The organism is Stutzerimonas stutzeri, assembly GCF_002890915.1.
GTDB classification, from domain to species: Bacteria; Pseudomonadota; Gammaproteobacteria; order Pseudomonadales; family Pseudomonadaceae; genus Stutzerimonas; species Stutzerimonas stutzeri_AF.
On the sequence record NZ_POUT01000009.1, the window covers coordinates 1 to 12,843 of the forward strand.

Below are 12,843 nucleotides of genomic sequence, written 5' to 3' on the forward strand. Positions count from 1 at the left end.
TCGTATAACTGAACAGCTCGTTTTGTTTGAGGTCGAGTCCACGCATCGGCTTGGGCTGGCTTCGGCAGAAGAGGATGGCCGCCATTTTGCCAGAGCCACGCGGGCTCTGGCTTTTTTCAACGGCCTGCTAGGCCATTTTCAGCGCCCAGTATCGGTTTGCTCAGATTGCCCAATGCCACGATAAGCTCAGTGCCCGCACTGAGCTCTCCAGCGTGATAGCGAAAAATTCCTTCTGAACCTTCAGTTTTAAGTTCCTTCATCCCAATCCTCTGTGCGTGCAGATTGAACAACGCACAAACCACCGCCACCAGAGGCACCGCCGGCGTTTCCAGCGTCGCCTGGATGGTGCGGTTGGCCTGCAGCTTCCAGGCGCTGAGCTTGTGCACCTGGGGATGATCCGCCGGGGCGGCGATCACGGTGATCCGGCCAAGATTGGGCAGTTGCCGCTGCGCATGCCGGGGGCTGGTGGAACCGATCGGGTTGCCCGCCTTGTCGTGCAGGGTGGCGTAGCGGTAGTTCCTGCGGGTCAGGGTGCGGCGTTCCTCGGCCGTCAGGCCATGGCTCAGGCCCGCGCCCTCGACGCCCAGTATCACCAGGCCCTGGGTATTGGCATCGGCGCGCGAAACGAGCGTAAGGCCCTTCCACGATGGCGAGAGCCGTTCGAACACGCCGAAGGCCGGCGCGAACAGGCGGTGCAATTCGATATTGACCAGGCTTGCGCCAACGCGGTTGAGCTGGGTGCCCACGGCGGTGGCGAAGAGGTCCATGAAGTCGCCGACCAGTGCCGTCATGTTCTTGGAAACGCCGAGCGCATCGGTGGCCGGCGTATCGAGGCTGGCCGCCTGCAACAGCGTGCTCAGGCCCATGCGCGCAGGGTCGGGTTCACGCGTTTGTACCGACAGCGCCTGCAAGCGCTCGACGGCTTCGGGCAGTTCGCCGTCAACGCCGACCAGCATTCGGCGGGTCAGCGGATGCGTGGCTTGCAACAGGCTCTGCACCAGTCGGTCGATACGGGCCTCGAGCTCACGGCTGGTCGGTGTGTGGCACAGGGCATCGCACTGCGATGGGGTTTTATTGAGCGCATCCAGGGCTTCGGTCAGCCAGGCGTAAGGTTCCAGCAGGCGTTCATCGTGGCTGAACAGCCAATCCGCCGCGACGCTTTCCAGGCGGCGTTCGAACAGGGCCAGCAGTCGTTCGAGGGTGCGTTCGAGGTGCTCGCGTGCGGCCTTCCTTTCGTCCTCGAACACGGCTTCGAGCAGAGCCGGCTGGTCGATCAGGTCCCTGAATTTCGCCAAGGGGTTATCGCCGGAACGCATGACCGTGCTGTAGACGACCTGGGCATAACGGCCGTTCGGACGGTGCGCGACCAGGGCATTGAGCGACAACAGATAGGCCTCGGCCAGGCGCGCCTGGGCAGTGGCATGGCGCAAGGCGAACTGAGGGTCTTCAAGCATGAAACCGACCAGCTTGGGATACCCGCGCAGCTTCTTTTCGACCAGCATATCCGGCCCGGCTTCCAGTTCGGGCAGGGGGTGCGGTCGTTCGCCTTGCTGAAAAGCGGCCAACTGCTCTTGTGCACACTGCAGCTTGATGACCCATTCCGTTTCGGCGAAGGCGGTGAAGGAGGGGGTGAAGACGGCCGGGTCGGCCAGGGTGCTTTCCACATTGAAGTCGCGTGCGCGCAGCCCCTCGGCCTGCCGGTCGATGACCACGACCGGCATCGCCTGGGTCGGCTTCCAGCGCTCGCCGCCGACGATTGCAGCAGACCAGGCCGGTGCGACACTCTGGCAACGGTTTCCGACCCGGCTGCTGTCGGCTTCCAGCCAGGCGATGTATTCCCAGGTCCAGGCCATTTCGCTGTAGGCCATGCGGTATTGGTCGCCGACGAAACGGCCTTGCAACAGCATGGGCACCAGCGTCAGCGCCAGCGGCTTGCCGACCGGGGGCCGATCATCAGCCGGTTCGCCTTGCGCCGCGATGTGGCGCCAATGGGCTACGTCCACGTCGGATAGATCGCCTTTGCCATCGCAGGCCAGCTCTCTCCATAGCCTTCCGTTCTGGAATATGTAGATGCGTCCGGGACGGGGCAGTGCGCCTTTCGGCGCCTCATCGTACCGATCATGACCGGGCAGCCGAGCCAGGGGGACGACGGCGAGGAAGGTGTTCTGCTGGATCTCCGGCTCTTCCTCATGGCTGCGCATATCCGTTTCGACAACGATCTGCAACTGGCCACCATCGCTGCGATCGATACTCAGCGCCAATCGTGCGCGGCGCGCGTTGTTGTAGTCCGCACGCTTGCGGGTGCCCTGTTCGATGGACTGGTCCTTCAGCTCGCTCATACGTCACCCTCCGGGTCGAGCAGTTGCACCTGGCCACCCACGGCCGGGTCGCCCCAGATATCGATGATCAGTTTCCGCGGGCACTGTTCGGCGACACTTGCCGGCGGTGGCAACGGGCTGCCCTGCCCCCGGTTCGTTCGTTCGCCAGTGGGCGCGGTGTCGGCCGGGTTGGGCGCTTCTGGCAAGGCCGGCTTCGCCCCCGAGCCCTTGCCCGGGCTGCCGCCCGAATTGAGCCTGACGCTGGGGCCGCTGAGGGTGATGCCGCCGGCGTCGAGCTTGACGAAGCTGCCGGCGGCCTTGAAGGTGAGTTCGCTACCGGCTTCGAGCACCACTTTCAGGCCGCTGGACAGGTGGATTTCCTGGCCCGCCTCGACGAACTGCCCGTTGCCGATCCGGATGTGCTGGTCGCGGCCCACCGTCAGGTGGTCGCTGGCCCTGACTTCCGTTTTGCGGTCACCATGGGTGGTGCGGTGCTCTTCGGCCTGAAATTCGCTGTAGCTGTTGGCTTCCACGCGGTCGTGGCGTTCGTGGCCAACGCGGATCTTCTGGTCGTGCTCGATGTTCTGGTCCCAGTCGCGCTGGGCATGGAGGTAGATCTGCTCGGCGCCTTTGCGGTCCTCGATGCGCAGCTCGTTGTAGCCATCGCCGCCCGGCGAGCTGAGGGTCTTGAACACCGATCGGGTCTTGTGCGCCGGCAGCTCATAGGGCGCGACGTGCTCGGCGTGGTAGAGGCAGCCGGTGACCAGTGGCTGGTCGGGGTCGCCTTCGAGGAAGGTGACCAGCACTTCCATGCCCACCCGCGGGATGGCGACGCCGCCGTAGCGGTCGCCGGCCCAGCTGCTGGAGACGCGCAGCCAGCAGCTGCTCTTGTCGTCGCGTGCGCCTTCGCGATCCCAGTGGAATTGGACCTTCACGCGGCCGTACGGGTCGCAGTGGATCTCCTCGCCGGCCGGGCCGGTGACCACGGCGGTCTGGCTGCCGAGGATTTTCGGTTTCGGGTGTTTCAGGGCCGGGCGGAAGGGGATGTCCCAGGGTGTGGCGAGGAAGCGGTTGCGGTAGCCCTGGCGGAAGTCGTCGTTCTCGTCCCAGCCTTCGGCCCAGGCATCCGGCTTCGCTCGGGCACCGGCATTCCAAGGGTCGTTCCCGGCGAAGGGAGAAAGGCTCGGGCCGTGCATGCCCGCGTCGCCAATCGACTCTTCCAGCACCTGCGGCTGGCGGCCCTGGTGGTGGATTTCGCTCAGTAGCCAGAGCTGGTTCCAGTCGGCACGCGGATGATCGGTCAGTTCGAGGAAATGGCCGCTGAGCAAGCGTGGCTGGTCGCTCGTGCCCTCGGCCTGCTGGTAGTCGTGGCGGTGGCGCTCCAGAGCGCGTTGCGCCAGGTGCCTGCCACGGCTGCGCTCGGTGAAGCGGCCGGGGTAGTCATAGTCTTCCAGGTCCGGGACGAGCTCACCGGAGACGGTACTCTCCAGTTGCAGGCGCGGTTGCTCGAAGTCGTAGTCGCGGCGGCTGACGCGGCTGGTGCGGGTTTCCAGGCGCAGGCCGAAGCGCTTGACCACCGGTTCGTCGGCCACCAGCCCGGAATCCTGCTGGTAGGCCACCGGCGCGAGCATCGGAAACACCGTCTGGTCGTCGCCGAAGACCAGCACATGGCCCTGGCGGTCGTGCTCGAAGTGGTAGTGGATGCCTTCTTCCTCGCACAGGCGCTGGAGGAAGTGCAGGTCGCTCTCGTCGTACTGCACGCAGTAGTCGCGCGCCGGATAGAGCACCGGGCCGAGCTGGAAGCGGTGGCCGGTACCGGCGAGGATGCCGTGCGCCTCGAGGATCCGGGCGATGATCTGCGGCACGCTGAGCTGCTGGAAGATGCGCTGGTTGCTGCGGTGGGCGAGGTAGGCCAGTTGCGGCACCAGGGTCAGGCTGTAGCGGGCCAGGCGCTTGCCGGATTCGCCCTGGGCGGCGCGCTGGATCAGGCCATGGATGCCGGTGCCATCGGCATCGAGGGTTAAAAATGCCGGCCGGTGCAGCAGGGCTTCGAGGTCCAGGTCGGGGCGTTCGCTGACCAGTTCGAGGTCGAAGCGGTAGGGCTGGGCGATGGCTTCGTGGCCGTCGAAGGCCAGCACCTGCAGGTCGTGCTCGAACCCTTCGATGCTCAGCGAGAAATGGGGCTGGTTGGCTGCGGCGAACATCCGTGTTCCTCCTGTTTTCCGTTTTCGCCCATGGCGGGACGCCCAGGCGCTTCGGGGTCCCGATTTACCACGTGCCGGCCGCTGTGCAATGCGCTGGGTTCGCATTGCGCAGCGGCAGGTTGGTGTTCTGTCTAGTGCATCGCAATAAGCCTTCGGCCAGGCAACGCCCGGCCGAAGCGGACCGCAGCGGATCAGCCGGCGATCGGGGTGCGCCAGTCGTCGGAACCGGACGTACCGGAGACCTCGTGGGTCCAGACGATCTTGCGGTAGGTGAAGTAGACGTCTTCCAGGTGGGTGAAGTGGGACATGTTCGGGTCCTGGCAGTTGGGCATGCGCGACTGCACGTCGACGATCACCGCATCTTCCAGCTCGATGGTGAAGTAGTGCTCCTGGGTCCCGGTGGACGAGGTGCGGTACCACTCCAGGCGGCATTTGTTCAGGCGCTCGCCGGAGGTCAGGGCGTTGAAGATCAGCGGCGAGGACTTGTCGAACACCTTGGTGACCATCAGCGGCTTGTGCACGCGCTGGCCGGTCGGCTGGCCGGACTGCGGGTCGCGCGGGATGATGACCTGGTGCTGGAAGGCCTGGACCAGGATCTGGTCTTCGTGGCCTTCCTGGAAGATGTTACCCACAGAGTCCTCGGTGAAGGTGCCGGCGGTGATCAGGCCTTGCTTGGTGCCTTCGAGGGACAGGTACGCGGGTGTTGGCATGGGTGCTCTCCTTGTCTGGAATGAATGCCGAATGGCGAGCTTCTCAGTACAAGTGCCGTGCCAGGATCAGAAAACACTGATTAATCAATAGATTGCGTAATCAGCCAGATTCCTGCCAAAGCCATTTGTGATCCAGCGCACAGAAAGTTGCGCAACATCTTGCGCACCCCTGTGCAAAAAGTTGCGCAATGGCCTACAGGCTCCGTATTGCCTGGCCTGTATGCATTCATCCACAAGGTTATCCACATTTTGGGTGTGCAAGATGTTGCGCAGTTTGGCATGACGGGATACCCGGGTTTCGCCATTCAAACGGGCCGCTCCGGCCCGTGCCACTCGATCAGGCCGGCACCGCCTCCGCCGCTGGAGCATCCGCCGCCATGCCGGCGGTCATCCGCTGCGAATCCCGGCAGAACGTCCGCGATGCCTGGAACAGGAACACCATGGTCAGCAGCAACGACGCCGGGATCAGGTACATCGCGCCATGCAGCCCCTCGGCGCGGAAGGCTTCGCTCATCTCGCCGGCGCCGGCCGCGAGCATCGCCGCCTCGGCGAAATGGTCCGAGAGCAGCCCCACCACCACCGTGCCCATGCCGCCGCCGAGCAGGTACAGCCCGGCGAAGAACAGCGCCATGGCCGTGGCCCGCAGGCGCGGCTCGACCACGTCCTGGATCGCGGTGTAGACGCAGGTGTAGAAGTTGTACGAGAACAGCCAGCCGATGCTGAACACCGCGACGAATATGCCGACCTCGATACGCCCCGCCAGCAGCGCATAACCGGTGGCGAGCGTGGCGATCAGCATGCTCGCCGCGGCGAACACCAGCCGGCCGCGGGCGAAACGCTGATGAATCCGGTCGGCCACCCAGCCGCCCAGCGTCAGCCCGACCAGCCCGGTGAGCCCGACGATCACCCCGGTGGCCACCGAGGCCTCCACCAGCGGCACCGCGTGATAGCGCATCAGCAGGGGCACCATGAAGGCATTGCAGGCGTAGGTGGCGAAGTTGAAGGCCAGCCCGGCCAGCACCAGCCACCAGAAGGTGCGGATCGCCAGAACCTTGCGCACCGGCTGGCGGACCGGTTCCTGGGACACCTTGACCGTCTCGGCGGCGCCGCGCCGCGGTTCCCTGACCAGGAAGATGAACAGCGCCAGCACCAGCCCCGGTACCGCCGCAATGAAGAACGGCGCACGCCAGCTGCCGAATGCCTCGACCATCGAGCCGATGGTGAAGAATGCCAGCAACAGGCCCAGCGGCAGGCCCAGCATGAAGATGCCCATCGCCCGGGCGCGCTTGTGCGCCGGGAACAGGTCGCCGATCAGCGAGTTGGCCGCCGGCGCGTAGCTGGCCTCGCCGATACCGATGCCCATGCGCACCAGCAAGAAGCTCCAGAAATTCCAGGCCAGCCCGTTGATCGCGGTCAGGCCACTCCAGGCGGTCAGGCCCCAGCCCATGATCCTGCGCCGCGAACCGAGGTCGGCCATGCGTCCCAGCGGCACCCCGGCCAGGGCGTAGACGATGGTGAACGCGGTGCCGATCAGCCCCAGCTGGAAGTCGTTGAGCCGCCACTCCAGGCGAATCGGCTCGGCGATGATCGCCGGGATGGTACGGTCGAAGAAGTTGAACAGGTTGGCCAGAAACAGCAGGAACAGCACGCGCCAGGCGTTCGGGGCTTGGGTGGAAGGCTGCATGACGTCGGTCTCGATTGTTCTTATATGCCGGCCGCAGACCAGCCGGGACTCGCCTGAACTCTAGAACCAGCGCTGCCCGCCGTCTGCGAATATCAACCTGGCTTATGCCGCGCGATGGCTCTCAGCGCGCCTGCCATGCCGGCAGCCAGCCTAGGCTGGCCTGGGTGCCCGCATCGCCTGGCCGGTATTCGGCGCCCAGCCAGCCCTGGTAGCCGCTCGCCTGCAAGGCCTGCAGCGCTGCCGCGAAATCCAGCTCGCCGCTACCCGGTTCGCCGCGTCCCGGACAATCGGCGAACTGCACGTGGCCGATACGCCCACTCAAGCGCTCGATGCAGGCCGGGATATCCAGCCCCTGGCGGGCCATGTGGTAGAAATCCAGCTGCGCCAGACAGTTGGGATGATCGACCCGCTCCAGCAGCGCCGCGAGATCCGCGGCGCTGTTGATCAGGAAGCCGGGCATGTCCAGCGGGTTGATCGCCTCGCAGAGCACACGGATGCCGAGCATCTCGAAGGCCTCCGCGGCCTTCCACAGATTGCGTTCGAGGGTGGTCAGCGCTTCTTCGCGCCCGATGCCCTCGGCCAGCCGCCCCGGCAGCACGTTGACACAAGCCGGGCGGGCCATCAGCGCATAGCTCAGCGCCTCCTGCAGCGCGGCGTCGAACGTCTCCTGGCGCTGGGGTACGGCCGCCAGCCCCGGCCCGCCCTGCATCAGGTCGCCGGCCGGCAGGTTGATCAGCACCAGCGGCAGGCCGGCACGCTCGAGCAGCTCCTTCAGGCGGATGGCCGGCAGCTCGTAGGGGAACTGGATTTCCACGCCATCGAAACCGGCCGTGCGGGCGGCGAGAATACGCTCGGCGAGCGGCAGTTCGCTGAACAGCAGCGACAGATTGGCGGCGATCTTCACAGGCTGCCCTCCCGATACAGTTGCACCAGCGTCGCCGGATCGCGCTCCAGGTTGCCCTGGCTGCCGTGCAGGCGCATCAGTTGCGCCGCCAGCCCGCTCAGCGGGGTTGCCGAGCCCTGTTCGCGGGACAGCTTCACCGCCGTATCCAGGTCCTTGAGCAGGGTGCGCACGTGCCATTTCACCGGTTCGAACTCGCTCGCCGCCATCTGCGGGGCGAGGATCTGCAGCGGCCTGGAATCGGCGAAACCACCGGCCAGTGCCGGCGCCAGCAGGCTGGCGTCGACCCCGGCGCGCTCGGCCAGGGCCACCACTTCGGCGATCACCAGGGCGTTGCAAGCGACGATCATCTGGTTGCAGACCTTGCTCACCTGCCCGGCGCCGACATCGCCCATGCGGGTCAGGCGCTGGCCCAGGTGCATCAGCACCGGGCGCACCCGCTCGATGTCCTCGACCCGGCCGCCGGCCATGATCGCCAGCGTGCCGGCCTCGGCGCCCGCGGTGCCGCCGGACACCGGCGCATCCACCCAGCGCATGCCGCAGCGAAATTCCAGCTCGGCGGCCATGTCGCGGGTCGCGGTCGGCTCCAGGCTGGAATGATCGACCAGCAGCTTGCCGGCCCTGCCACCCTCGGCGATGCCCGCCTTGCCGAACAGTACCTCGCGCACCGCCGCGGTGTCGGCCAGGCACAGCAGCACGATATCCGCCTCGGCACAGAGTTCGGCCGGCGTCGCCACCACCCGGGCACCGAGTTCGGCCAGCGGCCGGCATTTGCCGGGCGAGCGGTTCCACACCGCCAGGCGATACCCCGCCGCCAGCAGGCGGCGGCACATCGGCAGGCCCATCAGGCCGATGCCGGCGAAAGCGAGAGTGGGCAGGTCGGACATGGGGCGGCTCCTTTGCGAACGAAGGCGCTGATTCTAGCCCTGCCGGGGCCGGCTCGGCCAAGCCGGTGGCGCTCATTCGTAACGCGTCAGCCCTGGGGCAGGTCGACCAGCAACGGCCCTAGCAGAAAGGTGGCCAACCGGGCTTCGGTGAGTACCTTTTCTGCCAGGGGCAGCACCGACGCATGCTCCTCGACCTCGACAGGCTCGGCGCACAGTATTTCGACTTCCCTGAACGAATAGCCGTCCGCCCACACGATGGCCGCCCGGCCCGATACGATGTCCTTCACGTTCGCGTCCTTTCCACTGGGGATGTCCATAAGAAATGGCACTTTGACAATATCCGGCCATTACAGAGTGCTTAGGTGTAGGCGCGAAAAAAAGTTCCGGTCATCGGGCGGGGCTCGTTCGGGCATCTGCACGAGCCTGTGCGCGGACGATCATGGGCAAACGCGCCTTGCAGACAACCCACTGGCACGACAATGGCGCGGCGCTTGCCGCGGCCTGGCCAACACCCACTATAATTCGTGCGCTTTTTCCGCTATTGAACCGGAGAACCCTCAATGCTGAAGCGCACCCTGGCAGCCGTTGCCGGCCTTGCCGTATCCCTGTCCGTTGCCACCACCCAAGCAGCCGAAACGCTGCGGGTTTCCGCCATCCCCGACGAAGCGCCCACCGAACTGATCCGCAAGTTCAAGCCCCTGGGCGAGTACCTGGAACGAGAACTGGGCATGCCGGTGAAGTTCACCCCGGTTTCCGACTACGCCGCCGTGGTCGAGTCCCTGGCCTCCGATCGTCTCGACCTGGCCTGGCTGGGCGGTTTCACCTTCGTACAGACCCGCCTGAAGACCGGCGATGCCATCCCGCTGGTGCAGCGCGAGCAGGACGAGCAGTTCACCAGCAAGTTCATCACCGCCGATCCCGACGTGCAGTCGCTGGCGGACCTGAAGGGCAAGACCTTCGCCTTCGGCTCGGTATCCTCCACCTCCGGCAGCCTGATGCCGCGCTACTTCATGCTCAAGGATGGCATCGAGCCGGAGAAGTTCTTCAAGCGCATCGCCTACTCCGGCGCCCATGACGCCACGGCCGCCTGGGTCGAGGCCGGCAAGGCCGACGCCGGCGTGCTCAACGCCTCGGTGTGGGACAAACTGGTCGCCGCTGGCAAGGTCGACACCGACAAGGTCCGTGTGATTTCCACCACGCCGCCCTACTACGACTACAACTGGACCGTGCGCGGCAATCTCGACCCGGAACTGGTCGAGAAGCTCAAGGCGGCGTTCCTTGCGCTCGATCCGGCCAACCCCGAGCACAAGGCGATCCTCGACCTGCAGGCTGCCAGCCGCTTCATCGAGACCAAGCCGGAGAACTACCAAGGCATCGAGCAGGCCGCGCGCGCCGCCGGCCTGCTCAAGTGACGTCCGGTCCTCGCCGCACATGAATACCCTGGAAGCCGTCCCCACGGCGCAAGGCCATCGCGTCGCCGGGTCCTGGCCGGCGCTGAGGCTGTCCGCCGTGGGGCACAGCCACGCTGGCGGCCCGCCGGCGCTGCACGGGATCGACCTGCAGATCATGCAGGGCGAACGGGTCGCCATCATCGGCCCCTCCGGCGCCGGCAAGACCACCCTGCTGCGCCTGCTGGCCACCAGCCTCAAGCCCGACCAGGGCCAGCTGGAGCTGCTCGGCCAGCAGCCCTGGAGGCTTTCCGCCGGCGCCCGCCAGCGGTTGCGCACACGTATCGGCCTGATCCACCAGGCGCCGCCGCTGCCGCCGCGGCAACGGGTGATCACCGCGGTGCTGGCCGGCCGCCTCGGCCAGTGGTCGCTGCCCCAAAGCCTGCTCAGCCTGGTCTATCCGCTGGACCGCCAGGGCGCCGCCGAAGCGCTCGGCCGGCTGGACCTGGCCGACAAGCTGTACATGCGCTGCGACCAGCTTTCCGGTGGCCAGCTGCAGCGCGTCGGCATCGCCCGCATGCTCTACCAGGCGCCAGAGCTGATCCTCGCCGACGAGCCGGTTTCGGCCATGGACCCGGTGCTCGCCGCCTATACGCTCGACGTGCTCAACCGCGAGACGCAACGTCGCAACGCCACGCTGCTGGCCAGCCTGCATGCGGTGGAACTCGCGCTGGAGCATTTCCCACGGATCGTCGGCGTGCGCAACGGCCGCATCCTGTTCGACAAGCCCACCGCACAAGTCAGCCCTGACGAACTCGCTGCGCTGTATGTCAACGAGCAGCTCGAACGCGAGCCGGTACAACCGGCGCTCATGCAGCAGCTGAACATTCCACGATGCTGAACCCCGCTCTCGTCCAGCGCGACCCTGCCGCCACTTCACGCCTGCTGCTGACATTGCTGGCCGTGGCACTGCTATGGCCGGGCCTGGGCCTGAGCGAGCTGGACCTGGGCGTGCTGTTCGACGGCAGCAACGCCGACACCATGGCAGCGTTCCTCGCCGGCTTCTGGCCGCCGGAACATGGCGGCGAGTTCCTCGCCCTGCTCTGGCAAGCGACGCTGGAAACCCTGGCCATCGCCACCGCCGGCATGACCCTGGCCCTGGCCGTCGCCATGCCCTGCGCGCTGCTGGCCACCCGTGCGCTATCGCTCTCGGCGCTCAGCCGTGGCGGCCGGCCGGCCTGGTGGGCGCAGACGCTGCGCTGGCCGGTGCGCGGGCTGCTGATCGTCTTGCGCAGCATTCCGGAAATCGTCTGGGCGCTGCTGTTCGTCCGCGCCGTGGGCCTGGGGCCGACCGCCGGCGTGCTGGCCATCGCCATCACCTATGCCGGCATGCTCGGCAAGGTCTACGCGGAGATCTTCGAGTCGGTCGACCCGCTGCCCGCCCGTGCCCTGCTCGGTGCCGGCGCGTCGCGCCTGCAGGCATTCTTCTACGGCGTGCTGCCGCAGGCGACCGCCGAAATGCTCTCCTACACGGTCTATCGCTGGGAATGCGCGATCCGCGCCTCGGTGGTGATGGGCTTCGTCGGTGCCGGCGGGCTCGGCCAGCAGATGGACCTGTCGATGCGCATGTTCGCCGGCGGCGAAGTCGCCAGCATGCTGCTGACCTTCCTGCTGCTGGTGCTGCTGGCCGACCTGCTCAGCCGGCTGCTGCGCTGGAGGTTCGCATGAAGCTGCTGTCGCGCCTGCTGATCCCCGGCGCGCTGCTGGCGGCGGTCATCGCCGCCTTCGCCTTCCTGCAACTGGAGACCAGTGCCCTGCTCAGCCGCGAAGGCCTCGGGCAGATGGCCAGCTATGCCGCGGGCTTCCTCGCGCCCGACCTGTCGCTGGCGCATCTGCACGCCATCGCTTACGGCGCGCTGGAAACCCTCGCCATGTCGGCCATCGGCACGCTGCTGGCGGCATTGCTCGGCCTGCTGCTGGCGCTGCCCGCCGCCGGGCGCTTCGGCGTGATCCTGCAGGTGGCCTCGCGGCTGCTGCTCAATGCGCTGCGGGCGATTCCGGAGTTGGTCTGGGCGGCGCTGATGGTGCTGGCCGCCGGGCTGGGGCCGAACGCCGGTACCCTGGCGCTGGCCCTGCATACCGCCGGCGTGCTCGGCCGGCTGTTCGCCGAGGCGCTGGAAAACACCCCGCCCGCACCCGGCGAGGCACTGCGCCTGAGCGGCAGCGGGCGCGGCGCCGCCTTCTGCTACGGTACCCTGCCGACGCTCTGGCCGCAGCTGGTGGCCTATACGCTGTATCGCTGGGAGAACAATATCCGCATGGCCAGCGTGCTCGGCTTCGTCGGCGCCGGCGGGCTGGGGCAGATGCTCTACATGAGCCTCAGCCTGTTCCAGGAAGCCCAGGCCTCGACGGTGATCCTCGCCATGCTGGCGATGGTGCTGGCGGTGGATGCGTTCAGCGGCTGGGCCCGGATGCGCTGGGTGCGCAGCCGATAAAAGGTGCTGCACCGCCTCGCCAAGGCGGCTGTCGCGCAGGCACCGCCAACTTCGCCGCACGAGGCGCTCACCTCATCGAGCAAAGCACGCCCCTGCATTTAGCAGCTGGCCGCTGCCCGAATGGCGCCGCTGCGACCATACGTCGCCGTCCCTCTTCAGTGCAGTGCCGGTTCCCCGCCGCGCCTACCAACGCCATGGCTGACAGAACAACCTCGGCAATGGGCATGCAGCCGACCCGCGGCCCGAGCGGTTCGCG

Annotated in this window: 11 protein-coding genes; 4 read left to right on the forward strand and 7 right to left on the reverse strand. The window is 66.8% G+C overall.

The window, feature by feature from the left end; genetic code table 11:
- Positions 1-116 precede the first annotated feature (116 nt).
- The 7 genes from CXK94_RS15680 to CXK94_RS15710 all read right to left on the reverse strand — a co-directional run bounded on the left by CXK94_RS15680 (position 117) and on the right by CXK94_RS15710 (position 8,991).
- Positions 117-2,339, reverse strand: a complete 2,223-nt coding sequence (locus CXK94_RS15680; protein WP_102895041.1) for a hypothetical protein — start codon at positions 2,337-2,339, stop codon at positions 117-119.
- Entirely contained in the window at positions 2,336-4,522 is a 2,187-nt protein-coding gene (gene tssI, locus CXK94_RS15685; RefSeq protein WP_102895042.1) for a type VI secretion system tip protein TssI/VgrG, read from the reverse strand. The genes CXK94_RS15680 and tssI overlap by 4 nt, the downstream gene beginning before the upstream one ends.
- A 191-nt stretch (positions 4,523-4,713) precedes the next feature.
- Entirely contained in the window at positions 4,714-5,232 is a 519-nt protein-coding gene (locus CXK94_RS15690) for an Hcp family type VI secretion system effector (RefSeq protein WP_102895043.1), read from the reverse strand.
- A gap of 337 nt (positions 5,233-5,569) precedes the next feature.
- Positions 5,570-6,916, reverse strand: a complete 1,347-nt coding sequence (locus tag CXK94_RS15695; protein WP_102895044.1) for a spinster family MFS transporter — start codon at positions 6,914-6,916, stop codon at positions 5,570-5,572.
- Positions 6,917-7,037: 121 nt separating this feature from the next.
- The gene (locus tag CXK94_RS15700; RefSeq protein ID WP_102895045.1) at positions 7,038-7,820 is read right to left on the reverse strand and encodes a hydroxypyruvate isomerase family protein; all 783 of its coding nucleotides are present in this window, start codon (positions 7,818-7,820) and stop codon (positions 7,038-7,040) included.
- Complete coding sequence (locus CXK94_RS15705) at positions 7,817-8,704, reverse strand: NAD(P)-dependent oxidoreductase (RefSeq protein ID WP_102895046.1); 888 nt, start codon at positions 8,702-8,704, stop codon at positions 7,817-7,819. The genes CXK94_RS15700 and CXK94_RS15705 overlap by 4 nt, the downstream gene beginning before the upstream one ends.
- A gap of 86 nt (positions 8,705-8,790) precedes the next feature.
- The gene (locus CXK94_RS15710; protein WP_256046057.1) at positions 8,791-8,991 is read right to left on the reverse strand and encodes a hypothetical protein; all 201 of its coding nucleotides are present in this window, start codon (positions 8,989-8,991) and stop codon (positions 8,791-8,793) included.
- Positions 8,992-9,264: 273 nt separating this feature from the next.
- On the opposite strand from CXK94_RS15710, the gene CXK94_RS15715 reads away from it, so the two are divergent.
- Genes CXK94_RS15715 through phnE form a run of 4 tightly spaced genes read left to right on the forward strand, consistent with a single transcriptional unit; the run spans position 9,265 to position 12,587 of the window.
- A complete protein-coding gene (locus CXK94_RS15715) occupies positions 9,265-10,116 on the forward strand; it encodes a putative selenate ABC transporter substrate-binding protein (RefSeq protein WP_102895048.1) in 852 nt (283 codons plus the stop codon).
- A gap of 19 nt (positions 10,117-10,135) precedes the next feature.
- Positions 10,136-10,993 (forward strand): phosphonate ABC transporter ATP-binding protein, encoded by an 858-nt coding sequence (locus CXK94_RS15720; protein WP_102895049.1) that lies wholly within the window; start codon positions 10,136-10,138, stop codon positions 10,991-10,993.
- Positions 10,987-11,820 carry a PhnE/PtxC family ABC transporter permease gene (locus CXK94_RS15725; protein WP_102895050.1) on the forward strand — a complete coding sequence of 278 codons (834 nt, stop codon included), beginning with the start codon at positions 10,987-10,989 and terminating at the stop codon, positions 11,818-11,820. The genes CXK94_RS15720 and CXK94_RS15725 overlap by 7 nt, the downstream gene beginning before the upstream one ends.
- Positions 11,817-12,587, forward strand: a complete 771-nt coding sequence (gene phnE, locus CXK94_RS15730; RefSeq protein WP_102895051.1) for a phosphonate ABC transporter, permease protein PhnE — start codon at positions 11,817-11,819, stop codon at positions 12,585-12,587. Before CXK94_RS15725 ends, phnE begins: the two co-directional genes overlap by 4 nt.
- The last annotated feature ends 256 nt before the right edge of the window (positions 12,588-12,843 follow it).